The sequence below is a fragment of the Micromonospora lupini str. Lupac 08 genome, assembly GCF_000297395.2.
GTDB classification, from domain to species: Bacteria; Actinomycetota; Actinomycetes; order Mycobacteriales; family Micromonosporaceae; genus Micromonospora; species Micromonospora lupini.
This window is the reverse complement of record NZ_HF570108.1, coordinates 3,235,668-3,258,114: the sequence shown is the minus strand read 5'-3', so window position 1 is coordinate 3,258,114 and position 22,447 is coordinate 3,235,668. Positions and strand designations below refer to the sequence as shown.

General features: G+C 71.9%; 24 protein-coding genes, 2 pseudogenes and 1 riboswitch. Of the genes and pseudogenes, 16 read left to right on the top strand and 10 right to left on the bottom strand.

Annotated elements, in window-relative coordinates; genetic code table 11:
• Positions 1-20: 20 nt before the first annotated feature.
• From MILUP08_RS33835 to MILUP08_RS15975, 3 genes are all read right to left on the bottom strand, one after another.
• The gene (locus MILUP08_RS33835) at positions 21-626 is read right to left on the bottom strand and encodes an SMI1/KNR4 family protein (RefSeq protein ID WP_007459430.1); all 606 of its coding nucleotides are present in this window, start codon (positions 624-626) and stop codon (positions 21-23) included.
• 169 nt (positions 627-795) lie between these two features.
• The gene (locus MILUP08_RS15980) at positions 796-1,458 is read right to left on the bottom strand and encodes a YdcF family protein (RefSeq protein ID WP_007459427.1); all 663 of its coding nucleotides are present in this window, start codon (positions 1,456-1,458) and stop codon (positions 796-798) included.
• Positions 1,459-1,464: 6 nt separating this feature from the next.
• Positions 1,465-2,229 (bottom strand): GntR family transcriptional regulator, encoded by a 765-nt coding sequence (locus tag MILUP08_RS15975; protein WP_007459425.1) that lies wholly within the window; start codon positions 2,227-2,229, stop codon positions 1,465-1,467.
• Positions 2,230-2,723: 494 nt separating this feature from the next.
• Between MILUP08_RS15975 and MILUP08_RS15970 the strand changes: the two genes are divergently transcribed.
• From MILUP08_RS15970 to MILUP08_RS15950, 7 genes are all read left to right on the top strand, one after another.
• Positions 2,724-2,984: a hypothetical protein gene (locus MILUP08_RS15970; RefSeq protein WP_039906090.1), complete on the top strand. Its 261-nt coding sequence runs from the start codon at positions 2,724-2,726 to the stop codon at positions 2,982-2,984.
• Positions 2,977-3,219 carry a hypothetical protein gene (locus tag MILUP08_RS34625; RefSeq protein ID WP_007459422.1) on the top strand — a complete coding sequence of 81 codons (243 nt, stop codon included), beginning with the start codon at positions 2,977-2,979 and terminating at the stop codon, positions 3,217-3,219. Before MILUP08_RS15970 ends, MILUP08_RS34625 begins: the two co-directional genes overlap by 8 nt.
• 101 nt (positions 3,220-3,320) lie before the next feature.
• Positions 3,321-4,475, top strand: coding sequence for a magnesium and cobalt transport protein CorA (locus MILUP08_RS15965; protein WP_051065732.1), 1,155 nt, complete (start codon positions 3,321-3,323; stop codon positions 4,473-4,475).
• Positions 4,476-4,556: 81 nt separating this feature from the next.
• A complete protein-coding gene (locus tag MILUP08_RS15960) occupies positions 4,557-5,327 on the top strand; it encodes an SGNH/GDSL hydrolase family protein (RefSeq protein WP_039906088.1) in 771 nt (256 codons plus the stop codon).
• 44 nt (positions 5,328-5,371) lie between these two features.
• Entirely contained in the window at positions 5,372-5,791 is a 420-nt protein-coding gene (locus MILUP08_RS15955; protein ID WP_007459419.1) for a YchJ family protein, read from the top strand.
• A gap of 20 nt (positions 5,792-5,811) precedes the next feature.
• A complete protein-coding gene (locus MILUP08_RS35940; RefSeq protein WP_007459417.1) occupies positions 5,812-5,979 on the top strand; it encodes a hypothetical protein in 168 nt (55 codons plus the stop codon).
• Complete coding sequence (locus tag MILUP08_RS15950; RefSeq protein WP_007459415.1) at positions 5,976-6,362, top strand: VOC family protein; 387 nt, start codon at positions 5,976-5,978, stop codon at positions 6,360-6,362. The genes MILUP08_RS35940 and MILUP08_RS15950 overlap by 4 nt, the downstream gene beginning before the upstream one ends.
• A 48-nt stretch (positions 6,363-6,410) precedes the next feature.
• On the opposite strand, the gene MILUP08_RS36710 is transcribed toward MILUP08_RS15950, so the two are convergent.
• From MILUP08_RS36710 to MILUP08_RS15925, 4 genes and pseudogenes are all read right to left on the bottom strand, one after another.
• Positions 6,411-7,139 (bottom strand): metalloregulator ArsR/SmtB family transcription factor, encoded by a 729-nt coding sequence (locus MILUP08_RS36710; RefSeq protein WP_007459413.1) that lies wholly within the window; start codon positions 7,137-7,139, stop codon positions 6,411-6,413.
• 74 nt (positions 7,140-7,213) lie between these two features.
• A complete protein-coding gene (locus MILUP08_RS15935) occupies positions 7,214-8,557 on the bottom strand; it encodes an MFS transporter (RefSeq protein ID WP_007459412.1) in 1,344 nt (447 codons plus the stop codon).
• Positions 8,558-9,395: 838 nt separating this feature from the next.
• Positions 9,396-10,041 (bottom strand): annotated as a pseudogene (locus tag MILUP08_RS36705) (membrane protein); the annotation flags it as partial.
• Between the two features lie 359 nt (positions 10,042-10,400).
• Entirely contained in the window at positions 10,401-10,871 is a 471-nt protein-coding gene (locus MILUP08_RS15925; protein ID WP_007459407.1) for a DIP1984 family protein, read from the bottom strand.
• A gap of 207 nt (positions 10,872-11,078) precedes the next feature.
• Here MILUP08_RS15925 and MILUP08_RS15920 point away from each other — a divergent pair, with 207 nt between their 5' ends.
• From MILUP08_RS15920 to MILUP08_RS34620, 4 genes are all read left to right on the top strand, one after another.
• Positions 11,079-12,188 (top strand): peptidoglycan recognition protein family protein, encoded by a 1,110-nt coding sequence (locus MILUP08_RS15920; RefSeq protein ID WP_237747084.1) that lies wholly within the window; start codon positions 11,079-11,081, stop codon positions 12,186-12,188.
• 152 nt (positions 12,189-12,340) lie between these two features.
• Positions 12,341-13,915, top strand: a complete 1,575-nt coding sequence (locus tag MILUP08_RS15915) for an FMN-binding glutamate synthase family protein (RefSeq protein WP_007459403.1) — start codon at positions 12,341-12,343, stop codon at positions 13,913-13,915.
• Positions 13,916-14,240: 325 nt separating this feature from the next.
• Positions 14,241-14,825 (top strand): GNAT family N-acetyltransferase, encoded by a 585-nt coding sequence (locus tag MILUP08_RS15910; protein ID WP_007459401.1) that lies wholly within the window; start codon positions 14,241-14,243, stop codon positions 14,823-14,825.
• Positions 14,822-15,403 (top strand): GNAT family N-acetyltransferase, encoded by a 582-nt coding sequence (locus MILUP08_RS34620; protein ID WP_007459399.1) that lies wholly within the window; start codon positions 14,822-14,824, stop codon positions 15,401-15,403. Before MILUP08_RS15910 ends, MILUP08_RS34620 begins: the two co-directional genes overlap by 4 nt.
• Here the strand turns inward: MILUP08_RS34620 and MILUP08_RS15905 are convergent.
• Positions 15,298-16,272: a helix-turn-helix transcriptional regulator gene (locus MILUP08_RS15905; protein ID WP_007459398.1), complete on the bottom strand. Its 975-nt coding sequence runs from the start codon at positions 16,270-16,272 to the stop codon at positions 15,298-15,300. The two genes, MILUP08_RS34620 and MILUP08_RS15905, sit on opposite strands and share 106 nt — an antisense overlap.
• 94 nt (positions 16,273-16,366) lie before the next feature.
• On the opposite strand from MILUP08_RS15905, the gene MILUP08_RS15900 reads away from it, so the two are divergent.
• From MILUP08_RS15900 to MILUP08_RS33830, 3 genes are all read left to right on the top strand, one after another.
• Positions 16,367-16,804 (top strand): VOC family protein, encoded by a 438-nt coding sequence (locus MILUP08_RS15900; RefSeq protein ID WP_039908140.1) that lies wholly within the window; start codon positions 16,367-16,369, stop codon positions 16,802-16,804.
• 57 nt (positions 16,805-16,861) lie between these two features.
• Positions 16,862-18,049: a DNA polymerase IV gene (dinB, locus tag MILUP08_RS15895; protein ID WP_083916007.1), complete on the top strand. Its 1,188-nt coding sequence runs from the start codon at positions 16,862-16,864 to the stop codon at positions 18,047-18,049.
• A 115-nt stretch (positions 18,050-18,164) separates the two neighbouring features.
• On the top strand, positions 18,165-18,527 hold the full coding sequence (locus tag MILUP08_RS33830) for a hypothetical protein (RefSeq protein WP_007459392.1): 363 nt from the start codon (positions 18,165-18,167) through the stop codon (positions 18,525-18,527).
• Positions 18,528-18,613: 86 nt separating this feature from the next.
• Here the strand turns inward: MILUP08_RS33830 and MILUP08_RS15885 are convergent, their stop codons facing one another.
• Positions 18,614-19,291: a LysM peptidoglycan-binding domain-containing protein gene (locus tag MILUP08_RS15885; protein ID WP_007459391.1), complete on the bottom strand. Its 678-nt coding sequence runs from the start codon at positions 19,289-19,291 to the stop codon at positions 18,614-18,616.
• A 6-nt stretch (positions 19,292-19,297) separates the two neighbouring features.
• Positions 19,298-19,451: riboswitch (cyclic di-AMP (ydaO/yuaA leader) on the bottom strand.
• Positions 19,452-19,744: 293 nt separating this feature from the next.
• Here MILUP08_RS15885 and MILUP08_RS15880 point away from each other — a divergent pair.
• Entirely contained in the window at positions 19,745-20,233 is a 489-nt protein-coding gene (locus MILUP08_RS15880) for a peptidoglycan-binding domain-containing protein (protein WP_007459389.1), read from the top strand.
• An 83-nt stretch (positions 20,234-20,316) separates the two neighbouring features.
• Here MILUP08_RS15880 and MILUP08_RS15875 read toward each other — a convergent pair whose 3' ends face one another.
• Complete coding sequence (locus tag MILUP08_RS15875) at positions 20,317-20,718, bottom strand: peptidase inhibitor family I36 protein (RefSeq protein ID WP_007459387.1); 402 nt, start codon at positions 20,716-20,718, stop codon at positions 20,317-20,319.
• 86 nt (positions 20,719-20,804) lie between these two features.
• Here MILUP08_RS15875 and MILUP08_RS36700 point away from each other — a divergent pair.
• Positions 20,805-22,256 (top strand): annotated as a pseudogene (locus tag MILUP08_RS36700) (AfsR/SARP family transcriptional regulator); the annotation flags it as partial.
• Positions 22,257-22,447: the final 191 nt, after the last annotated feature.

Genomic DNA, 22,447 nt, shown 5'->3' with positions numbered 1-22,447 from the left:
GCGCCTTAGTTCCCCGGCCATCAGTAGTCGGGGGCAAGACACGGCTGCTCAAGACGTCCGTTGAGCCAGCGGTCAAGCCACTCCAAAAGAGAGATCCCTTCCGAGTAGAACGAGTGTTCGGCCATACCCGAGTTCGGGTCGAAGCCCCACATCATCGCGCCCCGGCCAGCGCAGTCGACATACGAGTAGATCGCGCATCCCCAATAGGCAATCGGCAAAAACCCAGGGCGTTGTCGGGAGTCAAGCAGATCGATCAGTGTGCGCCCGAGATCATCCGTGCAGCCACCAGCGACACCCAGTACAGGCCCGAAACCGCCGTTGGCAACCTCCAGGTAGACGCGTCGGAGTAGAGGCGGTAGCGGATACCCCAGCGCCTGTTCAGCGTCGTCTACCGCCTGCACAGAGGCCGGTTCAAGCGGTGGCAGCGGGTCGACGGCGTCGGCCGCCAGCGCGGCGAGGTGCTCCTGCGACCCACGATCAACCACCTGTCGGATGCCCTCGGGCGCGGGTTCCAACGTCCAGACACCTGTGGGGTCGAGGTAGCCAGGGCGGACGAACACGTGATCGCTGTAGTCGCGGGCTGCCACGCGAGTGGCGATGCCCCGGAGCACTTCCTCTTCGCGCATTGCCCGAGTATCCGCCGCCGGCTGACACGGGCCGATGCGGACCGAAGGCGTTTCCGAGGCGGTGGGGGGACGCGGTGCCGCTGACCAAGGACGATGAGTCGCGGCGGCCGTGGTGTCGCCTGAGGCAGCGGAGGCTGGTCGGCGTGTGCAGGATCGCTTGCTGGTGTTGCTAGACGAGTCGGCTGGTGTAGCCAGCGTCGACGAGGCGGCGGTACGCGGCGCGGACGTCGTCAGGCATCTGCTGGGGGATGGCGAAGCCGAGTTCGGCGTACTTGTCGATGCGTTGGGTGTCGCCGACGAGCATGTCGATGACCTTCTTAGGGTCGCCGATGCCGATCGCGTAGTCGTCGAGCGAGAGCGGATCGGAGGCGCAGATTATGTCGACGCCGGGCCAGAGTTTCTTGCAGGTGGCGTACGCGCGGCGTTGTTGGTACGGACGGGACATTAGGATCACCGACCGGGCCTGGACCTGGTGCTCGGCAAGGAGCGCCCGGGCGTACTCGATGTTCTGGCCGGTGTTCTCGGCGCGAGTGTCGATGAGGATCGCCCCGGATGGAACGCCGTGAGCCGTGGCGTACTCGCGGTAGTGGACGGCCTCGCCTCGGGGAAAGATCTTGATCGTAGTCGGGGCGTTGGCACCGGTAAAGACCAGCGTCGGATACATTCCTCGGCGGTAGAGTTCGGTGGCGATTTTGGCGACTCCGAGGTCGTGGCTGCCGAGCCCGATCCCGACGTCGACCGGGCGGATCTCGTGGTGCATGTTGTGGTAGTCCCACAGGCGTTCGACGTCCGCGCGATGTTGGGCGGGGATGGTCCGAAGAGTCGTCGGCATCTGATCTCACTCGGGGATCTTGAAGGTGTACGACCAGGTGAAGCGGGATGCGGCGTGGACGCCTCGAGCAAACTCGATCGGTCGGCCGCCATCGGTAAACGTCGTGCGGTGCAGGACCATGACCGGTTCACCGGCGGGGAGGCGGAGAAGCCGCGTCTCGTCCGGGGTGGGCATCCGAGCGTGCACGGTCTCGGTGATCGTGTCGGGTTCCAGCCCTCGGCCAGTAAGGATGGCGAAGCCTCCACCTTGTCCGGCTGGCCCTGGCGTCGGATCAACCAGGGGTGTTCCTTCCACATCTTCGGGACGGTAGTAGCTGGTGAGGGTATGAGTGGGCACTCCAGCTTCGGTGACCAGGCGGGCGCGTTCGTAGACGGGTGTTCCGGGTGCCAGTCCGAGCGCGTTGGCGGTCTCAGCATCTGCCTTAGCCAGGCGTACATCGTTGGTTTGGTCGCCTGGTGCCCATGTGCGGCCGGCGGCTTCGCGGTCGGCGGCGAACGCGACGAGTCCCGACTTCCACTTGCTCTTGGCATAGCGATCGGCACCGAGCCGCCTCATGGCCAAACGTGGCCGGACCACGGTGCCGCGTCTGCGGACCGGCGTGACGAGCCCTTCGGATTCGAGTAAACGCACTGCTTGCCTGACGGTGTTGATGTTGACCCCGTGCTCGGTGGCAATCTGGTCCTGTTTGGGCAGAGTGCTGCCTTCGGTGTAGTCGCCTCGCTGGACGGCTTCGCGCAGGAGCGCGGCTAAATCCCGGTATCCGATGCCCATCGCTCCTCCTGGCCGGTCGCTGCGTAGCGCCATCTCTACCAGCAAGTATGCCTGCCTTCGAAGATTAGAGCTAGCTCTATTGACATCCAACGAGCAGTCGGCTGCTATAGAACCAGCTCTAATTCTAGGTGGGAGATGTGATGCGTGGTGCTGCCGAAGTTTTGAAGACGTCCGGACCATCTGCGGTTCAACATGCCAGCCCTCCGCATGTCATCACCGCAGGCGTCTTCTGCTCAGGCAAAACATGGAGGTCCGTTCCCCAATGGGCTGACCTTCGTCCCATCGACCAAGGACCTGCCGGGGCTCAGTGGCGCACGCGTCAGTCGGGCCTGGACAGCGCGGGTACCGGTCGCGCGGCGGCCCGCTGAGGCTGGCCCGGGGTGGGTGCTGGCGTGGGATCGCGACCCGAACGACAGTCCGCCAATGGCCCGCCCGCCCCGGTGCCTCGCACCGCCGCGCCGCGCCGGCCGGGTGTCCCCGTTACGGGTGATCTGGTGCTGGTCAACGGTAGGGCGTCGGTGCAGTTCGGCGGCGATCGGGCTCTGTGGCTTCGCGTCACCTCGGTCTGCGACAAGCCGACGTATCACGGCTGGGTGTGGCTGACCGGCTACTCCATCGACCTGGCCACCGGTAGGGCCCTGACCCGGCGGGAGGTCTTCGTCGAGATCGCTGGTCTCCAGAACCAGCGACCCAGGACTGACAGCGCGCCGCCCTGCGACAAGGCGGAGTCAACGACAAGGAGACGCGGTGTTTGACGTTCGAGTACAACTCGGGGCAGTACTGAATATCGACGCGGTCGATCGCCTTCTGCCGTCCGACGGGCCGGTACGGCTGTGGGTGACCGGAGTACGGCTGGTAGCCAACCGCCCTCCCCAAGACGAGTGGATCTGGGTCGAGGGCATCAGGCTCTTCCCGTCAGGTCATCACGGCCCTCGAACACAGATCCTGGTACGCGCGAGCAAGCTTCCGCCGAAAGGCTCGGTGCGGTGAGCGCTAGCTGTCAGCCGCGGGCACGCGCTCGGCTCCGAGCGGCGGCGCAACCCACCCCGCTGTCGGTAGCCGGACGCCACTGGGCAGAATCCGGTGGCACCATGCCCTGCGAGCACCGTGGCCGCGACGGTGCACCGGGAGGGGGCGTCGTGGATCAGCGAGCGGTACGGGACCGGGCCGGTCGTGGCGTACGCGCCCTGGCCCGCCGACTGCTCGGCCGCCCCGGCGGCGACTCCCCCACGCCCCGTCGGTCCAATCCGGACGCCGTGGTCGACTGCGCCGTCTACGTCAACGGTCGACGGGAACCGGGCCGGCCGCACTACGCCGACGCGTACGCCCGTGCCCGGCGTGGCCGTGACTCCTTCGTCTGGCTGGGGCTGCACGAGCCCGGCCCGGCGGTGCTCGCCGCCGTGGGCCGCACCTTCGGCCTCGACGAGCTGACCGTCGAGCAGGCGCTCGCCGACGGGCACCGGCCCACGATGCAGCGCAACGGACCGGTCACCCTGCTGGTGCTGCGCACCGCCGGGTACGTGGAGCACGCCGAGCTGACCGACACCTCCGAGGTGATCGACACCGGCGACGTGATGGTGCTGCTCGGCGACCGGTTCGCCATCACCGTGCGGCACGGCGCCGCCGGGGCCCTGCGCGACGTCCGCGCCGACATCGAGCGCCGCCCCGCGCTGCTGGCCGCCGGGCCCTGGACCGTGGCGTACGCGGTCTGCGCCCGGATGGTCGACACGTACCTGGAGGTGGCCGGGCACGTGGAGCGGGACCTGGAGCGGGTGGAGGAGGCGGTGTTCGCCCGCGACCGCTCGGCCGACATCCAGCACATCTACCAGCTCAAGCGGGAGGTGGTGGAGTTCAAACGGGCCGTGCTTCCCCTGCAGACGCCCGTGCGGATGCTCCTCGACCCGGGCACCGACGGACCGCCGCGTGCCCTGCACCGCTGGTTCGTGGACGTGGACGGCCGGTTGGCGCGGGCGGTGGACCGGGTGGCCGCGTACGACGACCTGCTCACCTCGATCGTGCAGTCCCGGTTGGCGCAGCTCGCCGTCGAGCAGAACAACGACATGCGCAAGATCGCCGCGTGGGCGGCCATCGCGGCCACCCAGACCGGCACCGCCGGCGTCTACGGCATGAACTTCGACAACATCCCCGGGCTCACCTGGCGCTACGGCTATGCCGCAGCCCTGGCCCTGATGGCGCTGACCGGGCTGGCCCTGTACCGCCTGTTCCGCCGCTCGGGCTGGCTCTGACCCCTTCCCCGCGATCTTGCGGAGAGGTCCGCCGGGTCAGCGGTCGGCACGTGTCGGGCGAGGACTAACCTCGCCCGGGTGATGTGGCAGCGGTACGTGGCGATCGGTGACAGCACCACCGAGGGGCTCGACGATCCGGACGACGCCGGCGGCTACCGGGGCTGGGCCGACCGGTTCGCCCTGGCGGTGGCGCGCGCCCAGGGCGGCCTGGAGTACGCGAACCTGGCCATCCGCGGCCGGACCACCGCGCTGATCCGCGCCGAGCAGCTCCAGCCGGCCCTCGATCTCGCCCCCGACCTGGCCACCGTGGTCGCCGGCATGAACGACGTGCTGCGCCCCTCCTTCGACGCCGACCAGGTCGCCGAGGACGTCGCGGCTATGCAGCGGGCGCTCGTCGGGCAGGGGGCCACCGTCCTGACGTTCACCATGCCGGACCCGGCGCCGGTGATGCCGCTGGCCCGGCCGCTGCGGGGCCGGATGCTGGCGCTCAACGAGGCCCTGCGGGCGGCCACCGCGCAGACCGGGGCCACGCTGCTCGACCTGGGGGCGCATCCCGTCGCCTCGGATCCGCGGCTGTGGAGCGACGACCGGCTGCACGCCAACAGCGCCGGGCACGCCCGGATCGCCGCCGCCCTGGCGTACACCGCTGGTCTGCCCGGGTTCGACGACTCCTGGACCGCGCCGCTGCCGCCGGCACCGCTGCGGCGTCGCGCCGAGGTGCTCGGCGCCGAGCTGGCCTGGGCCCGCCGGCACCTGCTGCCCTGGGTGGCCCGGCACCTGCGGGGCCGGTCCTCCGGGGACGACCGGGTTGCGAAACGGCCGGTTCCGCTGCCGGTCGAGCTGGAGGGCTGACGGCCGGCCGCCGGGGCCGCCCGCCGGTGCGGCAGGATGGCGGGATGGGCAGGGGTACGGGTGGCCGGCGGGCGAACGCGACGACCGGACGGGCCTGCCCGTGCGGCTCCGGCCAGGCGTACGCCGACTGCTGCTCCCCGGTCCACGGCGGCGCCGCCCAGGCGTCGACCGCCGAGGCGCTGATGCGCTCCCGGTTCAGCGCCTTCGCGCTCGGCGACGTCGACTACCTGCTGCGCAGTTGGCACTCGTCGACCCGGCCCGCTCGGCTGGAGCTGCCCCCGGGGCAGCGGTGGACCCGGCTGGAGGTCGTCGAGACCGAGCGCGGCGGTCTGCTGGACGCCACCGGCACGGTGACGTTCCACGCCCACTACCGCGAGGCGGGTCGGCCGGGCACGCTTACCGAGCACAGCCGGTTCGTCCGCGAGGACGGCCGATGGGTCTACCTCGACGGCGACCAGCCCTGACTCCTGCGCGGCCGCGTCCCATGCGGGTGGTCGTCGGCGTCGACGCGGTCGGCGAGTCGAAGGCCCGGGTCGGCATCCTGCACGAGAAGCTGGTCGGGGCCGAGCAGGCCGCCGAACTGACGGCGTACTGGCGGGAGCGGCTCGCCGTGTCGAAGGCACTGCTCGAGTCGGACGGAGACCACCGATGACCATCACGTTCATCAACCTGCCGGTGCGCGACCTGCTCAGCGCCGCCGAGTTCTACCGGGCGCTCGGCTTCACCACCGGCCACACCGAGCCGGACGGGGACAGCATGGTCCTCACCGTGTCCGACAACACCCGACTGCTGCTGCACGTCCGCTCGGCCTTCGAGGCGTACACGGGTGTGCCCACCTCGGACCCGGCGACCAGCCGGGAGGTCATCGTGGGGTTGTCGGCCGAGAGCCGCGAGCGGGTCGACGAGTTGGTCGACCGGGCCGTGGTGGCCGGCGGCGAGTCGCTCGGGGTGGGAAGCACCAACGGGCCGATGTACATGCGCGGCTTTCGCGACCTCGACGGCCACCAGTGGTCGTTCCTGCACCTCGCCGGCTGAGGGCACCCCCGGCGGCGGGCCGCTGCGCCCACCGCCGGGGACCCGCCGTCACACGCCCGACTCGTCCGCCAGGTCGGCCGCCACCCGGCCGAGTGCGGGCACGATCTTGTCACGCCAACCCGGTCCCATCCGGGCGAAGGCGTCGCGACTCCGAGGGTCGTCGAGGTCGAATCCTGAATGGTCCAGGAACAGGCGGGTGCCGGTGCCCTCGGGGACCAGCCGCCAGGTCAGCGTCCAGTTTCCGTTGAAGGTGTAGACGAGGCGCCGCTCGGGCTCGACCTCGACGACCTCGCAGGCGACCGCGCCCCAGCCGGGCATCTGCAGGTGGAAGCGGTGGCCGACCACGGCGGCCACGTCCCCGGGCACCCACCACCGGGCGAGCAACTCGGGCTCGGTGAGGCTGCGCCAGATCTTCGACGGCGCGGCGGCGATGAATTGATCCACGGCGATGGTGGCGGTTTCGGTCACTGGTTCCTCCTGGAGCAGATCGGCAAGGGTGCGGAGGCGATGTCGCCAGAACCGCTCGAAGGGATGGAGCCAGTCGCCCACCTGGGCGAGTGGCTCGGCGGTCAGGTGGTAGTGCCGTTGTCGTCCGGCGGGCTGGTCCTCGACCAGCCCGGCCCGCCGCAGGATCTGCAGGTGTTCGGCGACGGCCGGTCGGCTCAGCGCGAAGCTGGCGGCGAGGTCGCCGGCCGTCCGGGGCCCGTCGGTGAGGATTTCCAGCAGTCGTCGGCGGACCGGATTCGCCAGGGCGAGGAAGAGGTCGTCGTCGGGCACGTCGGCAATGATGCGTCGGAACTTCCCGACACGTCAACAATTTCCGACGTAACTCTCCGCACAGGTGGTCCAGTTCACGCGTCTCGCCGGCGGGCCAGCAGCACCAGCGCCACGACGAGGTACGCCCCGGCCGCCGCCGCGAACGCCACCGCGTTGCCGGCCGCCGTGGCGACGAGGCCGTAGCCGGCGTACGTCCCGATGATCAGCAGGTCGGTGGCCATGCCGGCAAGCGAGGTGACGGTCGCCCGAGTGTTGCCGCTGATGCGGGCCTGCAACCGCGCGTCGGCCAGCACGGTGGCCAGTTGCGCGGCACCGAACGCCACCGCGAGCAGCACGAAGCCGGCCGGGTGCCGGACGAGGGCGCCCCCGGCCAGCGCGACGGCGACCAGGCCGAGCAGCGCGGCGTAACCCCGGCGGCCCAGCCGCTCCCCCGCCGGGGCGAGCAGCCCACCGACGGTCACGCCGGCCCACAGCAGCAGGAGCAGCAGCGGTACGGCCCGCGCGCCGACGCCGGTGTCGACTGCCAACAGCGGCGTGTACTCGTCCAGCGCGCCCCAGTCGGCGGCCACCACCGCGACCAGCAGCACGGCCCCCCGCACGGGAGGCCGTGTACGGACCTGCGTCACGCCTTCCCGCAGCGTGTCCCACCAGGTCAGGTCGCCGTCGTCGTCCGGCGGGATCCCCGGCGGACGGTCGCCCGCCAGCGCGACGACGGGCGACACGACAGGAGCCGGTTCGTGCGCGGAGGCCGGCGAATGCACGGCCGACGCCGGGTCGTGCACGGCCGACGCCGGTTCGTGCACGGGGGGCGGCGGTGGCGTGCCGGGCGGTCGACGGTGTTCGGGGAAGCGGGTCGCGACGGCGGCGGCGAGCAGGCAGGCGAGCACGCTGGCCACGCCGACCGCCGGGTACCCGCCGACGGCGAGCACCGGCCCGGCCAGGACCCCGGTGACCACCACGCCCAGCACACCCGCCGTCCGGGCTCGACCGAGCACCCGGGCGTACCGTCCGACGGCGCCGAGCCGGTCCAGCTCGGTCCAGACCAGCGCCTCCAGAGCGCCAGAGACCAGTGCCCCGCCGGCGCCCCACAGCAGGAACCCCACCGCGAAGGCCGGGTACGACGGCACCAGCACCCAGAGCGCGTAGCCGGCAGCCGTCACCAGCGGGGCGAGGCACAGCAGCAGCCGGCGCGGCACCACGTCGGCCCACGCGCCGGACGGCACCTCGAACAGGATGCCGGCAGCCGACCAGATGACGAAGAGCGACGAGATCTGCCCCACCGACAGGCCGGTGTCGGCGAAGAGGACGACGTACAGCGGATAGAGCAGGACGAGGTCACTGAGGAACGCGTACCCGTAGAGGGTGACCGACAGCCGGCGGACCGCCGGGTCGGGCGCGCGCGAGGCAAGGTGGGTCATGGGGCCTTCCCGTGGGAGTGGAGACGGACACCGGACGTGCGGTGCCCGTGGCGGCCCACGGGTGCGGCCTACGGCGTCGGATCAATGTCGCCAGGTCATGTCGGCGATGTTAGACCGGCGTCATCGTGCCCGGCCAGCGCTTTCGGCGTGCCGGTCAGCGCTTTCGGCGTGCCGGGCAGCGCGCTCACGGCGTGCCGGGCAGCGCGCTCACGGCGTGCGGGGTGCGACGGGAACGGGGCGGGATCCGCCTGGATCCCGCCCCGTCGTCGCGCCTCGGTTCAGCGCCGGTTCGGGTCCACCGGCGGGATGACAGTCGTGGTGTCGCTGTCGTCGCTGCTGCGCTGCCCGGGAACGATGCCACCGCTGATCACCTGGGTCGTGTCGGCCTCCCGACCGGGGCCGACCACCTGCGTCGCGTCCGGGTCGGCCGGACGGGCGACCACCTGCGTCGTGTCCTCGACGCTCTCCCGGGCCGGGACGCCGACGGCGGGCGCGTCCCGAGCAACCACCTGCGTCGTGTCGTCGGTCGACGACCGCACCACCTGCGTGGCGTCCGGGTCGGCCGGACGGGTCACCACCTGCGTGGCCTCCGGGTCGGACGAACGGGTCGTGACCTGCGTGGCGTCCGGGTCGACTGAACGGGCCGTCACCTGGGTGGCGTCCGGGTCGGTCGGGCGGCTCACCATCTGCGTGGCCTCGGGGTCCGTCGAGCGGGTCGGCGTCGGAGTGGCCACCGGGTCGGGGCGGGTGGCCGCCGCGCGGGCCAGTTCGGCCTCGGCCTCGCGGCGGCTCGCCTGGTACGCGCGGGCGTGCGTGGCGATCAGCGCCGACTCCTGCTCGGCGCGGGTCAGCCACGCCTCCCAGCGACTCTGCATCGGACGGATGAGGCCACCACCCACCCCGACGACGAGGATGCCGCCCACGGTGGCCAGCACCGCGATCAGCACCGGGGTGGTGACCGCAGTCGCCACGCCGATCTGGTTCAGTGCCGCGATGACGCCCAGGCCGAGGATGAACACCGAGGCGATACCGGCCAGCACCCGACCGTACGACAGTCCGCCGAGCGCGCCGCTGATGATGTCCTTCACGGCGTTGGCGATGGCGGCGGCGACCACGACGATGACGATCGCGACGAAGGCGCGGGGCAACCACGCGACCACGGCGGTGATCAGGTCGGAGATCGGGTTGGGCCCCCAGATGCCGAAGGCGAGTTGCAGGGTGAGCAGCAGCACCCCGTAGTAGACGAGCTTCGCGACGATGTCGCTGGCGTCGTACCGGGAGCGGCTCAGGGCACGGCGGATGCCGCCGCGCTCGACGGCGCGGTCGAAGCCCACACGTTCGAGGACCTTCTCCACGATCTTCAGTACGGCCTTGGCGATCAGCCAACCGGCCACCAGGATCGCCAGGAAGGCGACGGCCTTGGGCAGGAAGAGCATCACCGAGCGAAGGGCGTCGCCCACCGCGTCGCTGACGTTGTCACTCATATGGTCGTTCCTCCACGCGGAGCAGCCGGGATGATAGGCCACCGACCTACCCCCACCAGCTCACGCGGAAACGCCGACCGGTTCGCGACTGTCCCGTCGATCAGGGGTTTCTGCGGCGACCCAGGTGGTCGCCACGATGTGGAGTGCCCCGAGCCCGCCCTCGCCGCCGTGGATCTGTACGTGGTGGTGTGTCGTGCGTGATGCACTGTTACCTGTCCTCGGTGCGGGGCTGCATCGTGCTCGGGGAGTCGAACCCCCACGCTGCCCACCGCGCGCCAAGAAGTGCCGGGATTGCAGCCCGGCGCTGGGTGTACACGCCTCCACGACGGCTACCTGCTCCACATCGTTACTGGACCCGGTCAGTCCAGCAGTTCCGCCTCCCAGTTCGTCCGCTGGATCTGCACGTCGAGTTCGCGCAGGTCCCGGGCCAACTCGTCGGCACGGCCGCGCAGCTCGGCGACCGGCAGCGCGGCGAGCATCTTCAGTTCGGAGCGGAGCTGGCGGGCCGCATGGCCACGCCCACCGCCCGCAGCGGCGTCGGCGGCCGCTGTGATCGCGGAGTGCCGCAGGCGCAGGACGTCGCGTCGAGCGAGCGCGTCGGTGAGCGTGCCGAGGTCGCCGACGAGCACGGCGGCGTTGGTCCGGTTGATCCTGCGGATCAGCGTCTCCAGGTCGTCGAGAACCCGATCCAGCTCTGTCAGCAGCTCCGCGGCGTCCTCCGGAGGGACCTCGCCCTCCTGGTAGCGGGCGCTGCCGGTGATGCGAGCCCGCAACTGCTCGACCCGCCGTACCGCCTCGGCGCGCTCTGTCAGCGCCTCACCAAGCCTCATCATCCACCCCCGAGTGAGCGGCCAGACTAGCCGATCGTCGATCGTCCAGCCGACCGGTTTATCCGGCTGCCACTCAGGCCGGCACAGGTCTAGCGCACGGGTGAGTTTTGGCAATATTCTCCGGAGTGCGTGCGGCCACTGGAGCTACTTTTCATCCCCCCGCCGTCGGCCGCAGGAGGAGATGTCATGCACGTCGACCATTCCGAAGTGGACCGCCGAACGCTGCTGCGGGCCGGTCTCGGCGCGGCCACGGTCGCCGTCGTCGGAAGCGAACTCGCCTTTTCGGGCGCGGCGCAGGCCGCTCCCGGCACCGACCTGGACTGGATCATCAGCTGCGACGAGTGGGCCGCCCGCCCACCGAAGGACCCGCTGTCGGTGAGCGCCATCGCCACCAACAAGATCATCGTGCATCACATGGCGTTCCCCAACGTCACCGACTACTCCCGGGAGCAGGCGGTCAAGCTGGCCCACGACTGCCAGGACCTGCACATCGACGGCAACGGCTGGTCGGACACCGGCCAGCACTTCACGGTGAGCCGCGGCGGCTACGTGCTGGAGGGCCGCCGGGGCAGCCTGGAACGCCTCGAGGCGGGCGACCGCCAGATGATCTCGGCGCACTGCCCGGGCGAGAACGGCCGGGCCATCGGCATCGAGAACGAGGGCACCTACGTCACCGAGACGCCGCCGGAGGCGCTCACCGACTCGCTGGTCAAGCTCTGCGTGACGATCTGCCGACAGTACGGGCTGCACGCCTTCGACATCTTCGGCCACTGGGACTTCAGGACCACCGACTGCCCCGGCGCGGCCTTCTATCGGCAGTTCCCGGCGCTGCGGCGGCGGGTCCACGCGGCCCTCGGCACCAAGCTGGGTGACGTGCCGGCCCGCCGCTGGCCGGACCTGTGGCGGTTCGTCAACTCGCCGTCGGTCCGGGTGGTGCAGCACCTGCTTGCCTACCGGGGCTACGCGGTGACGGTCAGCGGCACGTTCGACGCCGCGACCGTGGCCGCCGTGCAGGACTGGCAGGCCCGCAACGGCATCGCCGTGGACGTGGACGCCACGCTGACCACGCCCACCTGGGAGACCCTGGCGCCGGAGCTGGACCAGCACGCCGTGGGCGCGCCGGTCACGGCCGTCCAGGAAATCCTCGCGACCAAGGGGTACGCGGTCACCGTCACCGGGGCGTACGACCACGCCACCCGCAGGGCTGTGCAGGACCTGCAGGCGCTGCACGGGCTGCCCCGCAACGGCAAGCTCAGCACGAGCACGTGGTGCACGATCGTCGGCGGCACGGTCCGCCAGTCCTTCACGCACCACTGACCCTCCGTCGACGGCGGCGGCGGCGCGGGGTGATCCCGCGCCGCCTCCGCCACGGACGAACGCTTGTCACCAGCAGACACGCCACCCCTGAGCAGCACAATGTCGCCGGCTCGGCGGTTTGGCCGACGGCGCGGGCGGAAAGGTTGCCCGGCATGACATGGGCCCGTCGAGCCGTACCCGCCGTCGCCGCCGCCGTCGCGGCACTCGCCGCGCGGGATCTGATCCAGCGCGACCACGCGCTGCTGCGCAACTTCCCGGTGCTGGGCCGCGCCCGCTACCTGCTGGAGGCCATCGGTCCGGAGCTGCGGCAGTACATCGTGGCCGGCAACAACGAGGAACGCCCGTTCACCCGCGACCAGCGCCGCTGGGTGTACGCGTCGGCGAAGCAGGAGAACAACTACTTCGGGTTCGGCACGGACAACGACATCGAGTTCACGCCCGGCTACCCGATCATCAAGCACCGCACGTTCGGCCGGGCGGTGCCGCCGTCGTCCCCGACGGCCGGGCACGACGTACGGCTGCCGTGCGCGAAGGTGCTCGGCGCGGCGCGGGGGCGGGCACGCGCGTTCCGTCCGGAGTCGGTGGTCAACATCTCCGGAATGAGCTTCGGTTCGCTGTCCGGCAACGCCATCACGGCCCTGAACAAGGGCGCCGCGCTGGCCGGGTGCCTGCAGAACACCGGCGAGGGCGGCCTGTCGCCGTACCACCGCAACGGCGGTGACCTGGTCTTCCAGCTCGGCACGGCGTACTTCGGCTGCCGCGACGAGCACGGCCGGTTCAGCCTCGACCGCCTGAAGGACCTGGTCGCCGGCGCACCGGTCAAGGCGTTGGAGATCAAACTGAGCCAGGGCGCCAAGCCGAGCCTCGGCGGGCTGCTGCCCGGGGCGAAGGTGTCCGCCGAGATCGCCGCCACCCGGGGCATCCCGGCCGGTCAGGACTGCGTCAGCCCGTCGCGGCACGCCGAGTTCTCCGACTGTGACAGCCTGCTCGACTGGGTGGAGCTGCTCGCCGCCGAGACGGGCCTGCCCGTCGGCATCAAGTCGGCGGTGGGCGACCTGAGTTTCTGGCAGGAACTGGCCGGCCTGATGCGCGACACCGGCCGGGGCGTCGACTTCGTCACCGTCGACGGCGGCGAGGGCGGCACCGGGGCCGCGCCGCTGATCTTCACCGACTCGGTGTCGCTGCCGTTCCAACAGGGCTTCTCCCGGGTCTACAAGGTCTTCGCGGAACACGACCTGCACGAGCAGGTGGTGTTCGTCGGCAGCGGCAAGCTCGGCCTGCCGGACAACGCCATCGTGGCGTTCGCTCTGGGCTGCGACATGGTCAACGTGGGTCGGGAGGCGATGCTGTCGATCGGCTGCATCCAGGCGCAGAAGTGCCACACCGACACCTGTCCCACCGGTGTGGCGACGCAGAACGCGTGGCTGGCGCGGGGCCTCGATCCGACGCTCAAGTCCGTCCGGGCCGCCAACTACCTGGGGACGCTGCGCCGGGACCTGACCAAGGTCGCCGAGGCGTGCGGCGTGGAACACCCCGGCCTGATCGGCACGGACGCCGTGGAGATCCTGGACGGCCGCACCGGCTCCACCCCACTGCACGAGGTGTACGGCTACCGACCGCACTGGGGCCTGCCCTCGCCGGCCGATCAGAAGGAGATCATCCGGCTGATGACCCCGGAGGCGCCCCGGGGCAGCAGCGCCCCTCCGTCCGCCACCGCCGTCGGCTGAGCCCCAGCGCAACGTGCCGCTCGGGGTAAGGGCCCCTACCTGGCCCGCCTGGTCTGAGAGGTGGCCCGGCACTCGGCCCGGCGGTCGACGTGGGCCGATCCCGGGGCCATCGACCCGACGAGCCACATACCTGTGAGTCATAACTATGACTCACAGGTATATGCCGTTGCCGCGACATGCCCTCCCGGCTGAGGCGTGCGGCGCGACCGAGGACCGGGCCACCCGGCAGCGCGCCTGCGTCGACAGTCGACGACGCCGCGTCATCGGCCGATCGCCGTCGATAAACGCGTAGAGCCGCTGCCGGAGACACCCGTATCGTGGCGCGGTGCTGATCAGACGCGAGACGCCCGCCGACGTCGACGCCATCCGGGCGGTGCACGCCGCCGCCTTCGCCACGACCACTGGCGATGGCGCGGAGGTCGAGACAACGCAGGCCGGGGCAACGACGCCCGCCCCGGCAACACCGCTCGGGGCGACGCCCGTCGAGGCGACGCTTGTCGACGCGCTGCGGACCGATGAGGGCTGGCTGCCCGCGTACTCCCTGGTGGCGACCGATTCCGACGGCCAGGTGGTGGGGCACGTGGTGGCCACCCGCGGCCGGGTGGGCGGTGCGCCGGTGGCGTTGGGCCTGGGTCCGCTCGGCGTGCGGCCCGGCTGGCAGCGGCGCGGCGTCGGCACGGCGTTGATGCACGCGGTGCTCGGCGCGGCCGACGCCCGCGACGAACCCCTCGTGGTGCTGCTCGGGCATCCCGAGTACTACCCCCGCTTCGGGTTCCGGCCCGCCGTCGAGCTGGGCGTCACCCCGCCACAGCCGTGGGGTCCGCGGTACTTCATGGCCCGGCCGCTGAGCGCGTGGCGCGAGTCGATCCGGGGCGAGTTCCGCTACGCCCGCCCCTTCGACGACCTGTGAACACACCGCGCATCCGCCGCCGGCGCGCCACCGACCTCGACGGCTGCGTCGCGGCGCTCGCCGACGTCCACCGGGTCGACCGCTATCCGTTGAACTGGCCCGCCGACCCGCACCGCTGGCTACGCGAGCCGCGCCCGACGCGCGCCTGGGTCGCCGTCGACCCCGCCGGAACGATCGTCGGACACGTCGCGGTACGTCGCCTGCCCGAGGCTGCGGACGAGCCGCTCGCCGGGCCGACGGCCGAGGTCTCTCGCCTCTTCGTGGCACCCGCCGCCCGAGGATCGGCGCTGGGCAGCGCTCTGCTGGGACGGGCGCGGCACTGGGCGGACGCGCGCGGGCTGCGGCTGGTGCTCGAGGTGGTCGCCGACAGTCCCGCGGCCGTCGCCCTGTACGAGCGCACCGGATGGCGGTGCACGGGCACCGGCACGGCATCGTGGACCGCCCCGGACGGCAGCCCGGTGTCGCTGCGGCGTTACACCGTGCGCTCCGAGGCCACCCCGGCCATCGCCGCGAGGCGGCGGGCGAGCAGGGCCGCGGCCTCGCGCAGCTCCGCCGGCTCCACCACCTCCACCTCGTAGGGCAGGCGGGCGATGTGCGCGGCGAGCCAGTCCAGGCTGTCGCCGCCGACGACGAGCACGCACCAACCGTCCCGCCCGGCCTCGACGCGCCCCACCTGCGGTGGGACCGCCTCCCGCACGCGCTCGGGTGGAGCGTGCACCCGCACCCGGGCCAGGTAGCGGTAGGGCGCGTCGGTCACGGACCGCTGCACGAAGGCGATCGGATCCGGATGGTCACGGGCCCGGAAACGCCAGGTCGTCGCCGCCGTGGCCCGCATCCGGTCCAGGCGGAACGTACGCCAGTCGTCGCGATCGACGTCCCAGGCCATCAGATACCAGCGACGGCCGGTGGTGACCATCCGGACCGGCTCGACCGTCCGCTCCCGCTCACCGCCGTCACGGCCGGCGTAGCGGAACCGCACCCGCACCGCGTCGCGACAGGCGCGGGCGAGTGTCACCAGCAGTTCCGCGTCGATCTCGACCACCGGGCCGATGAGCGTGTCCGTCCAGCCGTGCACCGCTCGCACCTCGGCCCGCAGCCGCGCCGGCATCACCTGGTCGAGTTTCGTGAGCGCCCGCAGGGCCGCCTCGCCCGCCCCGGCGACCGTGCCCCCCGACGCCAGCCGCAGGGAAACCGCGGTGGCTATCGCCTCCTCGTCGTCGAGGAGCAGCGGCGGCAGCCGGGTGCCCGCGCCAAGCTGGTAGCCGCCGCCCACGCCCGCCGTGGCGTGGATGGGATAGCCGAGTGCGCGCAGCCGTTGCACGTCGCGGCGCACGCAGCGGTCGGTGACACCCACCTCGACGGCGAGCTCGGTGGCCGTCCACGACGACCGCCGCTGCAACAGGGCCAGCATCCGCAGCACCCGCTCGGTCGTCGCCTCCACAGTCACCCGCCGATCGTTTCACGAATAGCGGAACGATCCTGTCCGCCAGCCACGAGAGGGTGGCAGCATGACCCACCAGACCGGAGACGAGGGAGCTGTCATGGCCCGCGAGGTGCAGGTAACGTTCGACGCCGCCGACCCGGCCAGCCTGGCGGCGTTCTGGGCCGACGTCCTCGGCTACGAGTTGCAGGGTCCACCGGGGGACTTCGACTCGTGGGACGCCGCGCTGGACGCGATGGGCGTACCGCCGGAGCGCCGCAACGACGCGTCGGCGGTGGTCGATCCCAAGGGCGCGGGGCCGCGCCTGTTCTTCCAGCGCGTACCGGAGGGCAAGCAGGCCAAGAATCGCGTACACCTGGACGTGCGGGCCGCCCCCGGGCTCACCGGTGACGACCGGATGGCGGCCCTGGAGGCGGAGGCCGAACGGCTCGTCGCCCTCGGCGCCACCCGCCTCGCACGGCACGAGCCCGCTCCCCCGCTCGGCGCCGGCCACCTCGTGCTGGCCGACCCCGAGGGCAACGAGTTCTGCCTCGACTGACTGGATGTTCGCCCAGCTCACTGCCGCGATGACCGGGCGCCGTGCGAACATGTGTTCGTGTCGACCGGCGCCCACATCCTGCACGCCGACCTGGACGCCTTCTACGCGTCGGTCGAGCAGCGCGACGACCCGCGCCTGCGGGGGCGGCCGGTGATCGTCGGCGGTGGCGTGGTGCTCGCCGCCAGCTACGAGGCGAAGGCGCGGGGCGTGCGCAGCGCGATGGGCGGCCAGCAGGCGCGCCGGCTGTGCCCGGACGCGATAGTGGTGCCGCCCCGGATGGCGGCGTACACGCAGGCCAGCCGGGCGGTATTCGAGATCTTCCGGCAGACCACCCCGCTTGTCGAGGGGCTCTCCATCGACGAGGCGTTCCTCGACGTGGGCGGCCTGCGACGGCTGGTCGGCGCGCCGGCCGAGATCGCCGAAAGGCTGCGCCGGGAGGTCCGCGACCGGGTCCGCCTGCCGATCACGGTGGGCGTGGCCCGGACGAAGTTCCTGGCGAAGGTGGCCAGCGGGGTGGCGAAGCCGGACGGGCTGCTGGTCGTCGCCCCCGACGCCGAGGTGGCGTTCCTGCACCCGCTGCCTGTGGAACGGCTCTGGGGCGTCGGCCCGGTCACCGCGGCGAAGCTGCGGGAGCGCCGGATCCGTACCGTCGGGGAGGTGGCCCGGCTCGGCGAGGCCGCGCTGGTGTCCCTGCTCGGGGCGGGCGCCGGCCGGCACCTGCACGCCCTGGCCCACAACCGCGACCCCCGGTCGGTGCAGGTGGGCCGCCGCCGGGGCTCGATGGGCGCGCAGCACGCGTTGAGTCGTACGCCGCACGCGCCGGCGGAGCTGGACGCCATCCTGGCCGGCCTGGTCGACCGGGTCACCCGACGGATGCGCTCGGCCGGGCGGTCCGGGCGCACGGTGGTGCTGCGGTTGCGCTTCGGCGACTACACCCGGGCAACCCGCTCGCACACCGTCCGCAAGGCGACCGCGGACACCACGCCGCTGCTGGCCGCCGCGCGGGCGCTGCTGCGGGCCGCGCTGCCGGAGATCGACCGGCGGGGCGTCACCCTGATCGGCGTCTCGGTGGGCAACCTCGACGACAACCCGGTGCAGCCGGAACTGCCGTTCGACGCCGACACCGGGGCCGACCTGGACGCCGCGGTGGACGCGGTGCGCGACCGGTTCGGCTCGGCGGCGCTCACCCGGGCGGTGCTCCTCGGCCGGGATCCGGGCGTCGAGATGCCGCTATTGCCGGACTGAGGGCGTTGTGGGGCCGCTTGAGCTGCGACCGGAGACACATCACAGCAGGTCGGCGGTTTAGCCGGCGGCTGACGGGTGACCCTTGAGGGGTACAGCCTGACGAGGGGGGCCCACCATGTCCGACGACACCAGCAACCGACCGAGCCGGCACGCCGAACGCCCGGACGACGTGACCGACCCCCTGCTCTGGCAGCTGGCGGTCGACGTGCTGAGTGCCCACGAGCCCGACGACGAGGGTCACTGCCGCAACCTGCAGTGCGCCGGCCAGTCCTGGCCGTGCTCGGCCCGCGCGGTTGCCGAGCAGTCGCTGCGGCTGGCCCGCAGGACGCCCGACTCGGTCGAGATGACCGTCGACGGTGACGGCGAAGATGCCGGCACGGGCTGGCCCGGCGAGGCGGCCGCACCGGCCCCCCGCTGGGACCGCGACGCCACCGCGGTGATGTCGCGCCGAGGTTCGAGGGCGTCCGCCGCGGCGTGACCGCGCCGTCATTCGCGCCCCTACCGGCGCCGTCGAACGACCGAACGCTCGGCCGGTGACCCGGCCGAGCGTTCGAGTGTCGTACGTCAGAGCGCGAGCCGCTGACCCGGGAGGATCAGGCCCGGGTCGGCGCCGATCAGCTGCCGGTTGCGCTCGTACAGGGCCTGCCAACCGCCCGCCTGGCGGTGGCTGTCGGCGATCTCCGACAGGGTGTCCCCCGGCTTGACGACGTACGTGTCGCCGCTGGCCGCGGGCGCGGTGCGCTCGTGGTTGCGGGTCGCCGGCTGGTCGCCGCGCGACGACCGCTCCTTCGGGGCGGTGGACCGGTCCTTCGGCGCGGTGGACTTCGACGACTTCGCTGTCGACTTGGTCGAGGACTTCGTGGCGGAGCCGCCCGACGAGCCGCCCTTGCGGCCGCAGGTCGGCCAGGCGCCGATGCCCTGCCCGTCGAGGACCTTCTCGGCGATGGCGATCTGCTCGCCGCGGCTGGCCAGGTCGGCACGTGCGGCGTACTTCCTGCCGCCGTAGCCGGCCCAGGTGCCCTGGGAGAACTGCAGGCCGCCGTAGTAGCCGTTACCGGTGTTGATCTTCCAGTTGCCGCCGGACTCGCACTTGGCGATCGCGTCCCAGTTGACACCGGCCTGGGCCGGCGCCGCGGGACCGAAGAGGGCGACAGCGCCGGTGACCGCGCCGACGGCCAGGGTGCCGACGGCGACGCGGCGGGTGCTGACCCGTCGATGACGGGGCGTGTGGACAGACGTCATGTGTGGTTCCTCCACGCCGGCGAGGTGAGCTGTCGGGTTCGGGCCGAGGAGCCCGGCCGCGCGGTGGCGGCTTCACCCCGAGGTGACATGCACCGAGGAACGTTGGGTCCCCCGCTCCTGCCCGGGTTCTGTTTCCGACGACCGGGGGCAGGATTTGGCGTTGCCGGTCGTGGCGTCCACGGTGGTGGACTCGACCGACGGTAGGCACGGTCGGTGACGGTCGCCCAACCCTTGTGAAGTTGTTCACCGGGGCACGCGAGGCGGCCCGCTCAGCGGTTGCGGACGGTCCTCGACTGTGCAGCGACCACGATGGACCGTTTCCGATCAGGCCGGGATGCCGCCGACCGGGCGCTGCGGGGCGCGATTGACATTCCGGCAGGATTCCATAGATCGGCGTTCGCGATGCTCCAGTGCATGCCGGGTCAACCCGGCAGCCCATCCCAGGAGGAGAGCATGCCGATCCACCAGAGCCGCATCGGCCGCCGCAGCGCCGCCGCCACCCTCGCGACCGTCCTCGTCAGCGCCGGACTCGTCGGGCTCGCGCCGACCGCCGCGCAGGCGGCCACCACCTGCACCAGCCTCACCTACTACAACGTCGGCGGCTACCCGGGTGGCGCCGAGATGCACGTGCCCACCGTCGGCTGGCAGGACCGCAACAAGACCTGCTACCTGAAGTACGGCAACTCCAACAGCGCGGTCAAGGTGTTGCAGGAGGCACTGAACAACTGCTACTCCCAGTCCCTGCGTCCCGACGGCGAGTACGGCACCAACACGCGCAACGCCGTCCGGGTCGCGCAACATACGATCAACGAGACCTGGGAGTGGGCGAACATCGCCGAGGACGGCGAGTACGGCCCGCAGACCCGGGCGTGGATGGGCTTCGCGATCTTCGGGGTCAACGGCGGTCCGGTCATCCCGAACCAGTGCTACTACCCGGGCTGACCCGCGCGACGGCGCCGGTCGGAATCCCCCGTTGGATTCCGGCCGGCACCGTCGTGCCCCCCGGCCCGGTTCGGGCCCCCGGATCAGCAGACCCGGACCGCCTCGATCCGCTGGTTCCAGTTCCCCCCGATGGCAGCCGAGTCGTACGCCAGGTTCGCCCGGTAGCCGTAGGCGTGCTGGTAGCCGAGCAGGCCCGTGGCGTTGACGTTGTCCCAGAAGGTGGAGACGGTGCCGGACGGCCGGTTGTTGATGATCGACTGGGTCTTGTTGCGGAAGTACGAGGGCAGCGGAACGTCGTTGCATCCGTTGTACGGCCCGTCGAGCAGGAAGATGTCGCCGCTGAAGTTGGTGCCGGCGTACAGGCAGAGCAGACCCGACGGGCAGGCGTAGTTGGCCTGGGCCGGGCTCGGGGCGACGCCGATCGCGGCGCCCACGGCGATCACGCCGAGCAGGGCGGACGTGAACCTTCGCAGAGCATTTCGCACGATGGTGACCTCCGGTGTCGTCACGACCGGAACAGGCCGTGAGTCGAGTTGCCGACATCGCATTGATCGATGCCGCTGTGCCAACGATGATCGGCGCGGAAGGTCGACAGATTCCTGCCAGAACCTCAATCCAGCTGTCCCGGTGCCGGATGGGCGACCGGCGGCACAGCGAGTGGCGGTTCATGGAGATTCGGGTCCTCGGGCCGGTCGAGGTCTGGGCGGATGGCCATCCGGTCGATGCCGGAGCGGCCCGCCAGCGCGCCGTGCTGGCGGCGCTGGCGGTCGACGTGGGCCGACCGGTCCACCTGGAGACTCTGGTGGACCGGGTCTGGGGCGAGGCGTCGCCGCCCAGGGTTCGTCACAACCTGCATGTCTACCTCGCCCGGCTCCGCCGTGTGCTGGCCGACGCGGGCGCACCGGACGCGCTGGCGCGACGGTCCGGCGGATACCTGTTGGACCTGCCACCGGAGACAGTGGACCGCGCGCACTTCGACGCGCTGCGGCACCGGGCCGACGGGCTGGCCGACGACGACCCTGAGCGGGTGGAGCTGCTGCGCAGGGCGCTGGAGCTGTGGCGTGGCGAGCCACTGGCCGGGCTGCCCGGCGAGTGGGCGGCCCGGGTCCGGCAGGACTGGCACCGCCGGCACACCGAGACCGTCCTGCAGTGGGCCCGTGGCCTGCTGCGCAGCGGTGAGCCGGAGGCTGTGATCGACCCGTTGACCCGGCTCGCCGACGAGCACCCGCTGGACGAGCCGGTCGCCGCCGCGTTGCTGCGCGCACTGGCCGCCGCCGGCCGCAGCGCACAGGCGTTGGCGTACTACGCCCGGCTACGGGAGCAGCTGGCCGACGCACTGGGCGCGGACCCGAGCGCCGAGCTTCGCCTCTTGCACCAGGCCATTCTGCGCGGTGAGATCACCGCACCGACGCCCGGCACGGCACCCACCTCGACGCACACCACGGCCGGCCCCGTCACCCGGCCGGCCCTGACCCACCCGGTGCCGGCACAGTTGCCGTCGGACGTCCGGGGGTTCGCCGGACGGAGGGTCGAGCTGGCCCAACTGGACGCGCTGCGGGCGACGGCCGACGCGCATCCCGGGGCGGTACCGGTGGCGGTGTTGTCCGGGTTGGCCGGGGTGGGCAAGACCGCGCTGGCCGTGCACTGGGCGCACCAGGTGGTAGGCCATTTCCCCGATGGGCAGCTCTACGCCAACCTGGAGGGCTACAGCCACAGCGGCGTGGTGCGCAGCGCGGAGCAGGTCGTACGCGGCTTCCTCGCGGCGCTCGGGGTGTCGCCCCGGGAGCTGCCGGTCGACCCGCAGGAGCAGACCGCGCTGTACCGCAGTCTCCTGGCCGGCCGGCGGATGCTGGTACTGCTGGACAACGCCCTTGACGCCGCTCAGGTCCGGCCGCTGCTACCCGGCTCCGCCCGCTGTCTGGTGCTGGTGACCAGCCGCGATCGCCTGACCGGTCTGGTCGCCACCGATGGAGCGGAGCCGCTGGTGCTGGACCTGCTCACCGCCGCGGACGCGGAGGCGTTGCTGCACGCACGGATCGGGGCGCGGGCCGAGGCGGAACGGGACGCCGTCGGCGATTTGGTCGGGCTCTGCGACCGGTTGCCGCTGGCCCTGGTCGTGGTGGCGGCCCGGGCGGTGGTCCGGCCTCAGCTCTCCCTGGCCGAGCTGGGCGCGCAGTTACGCACCGACGGCGGGTTGGACGGGCTGGACGCGGG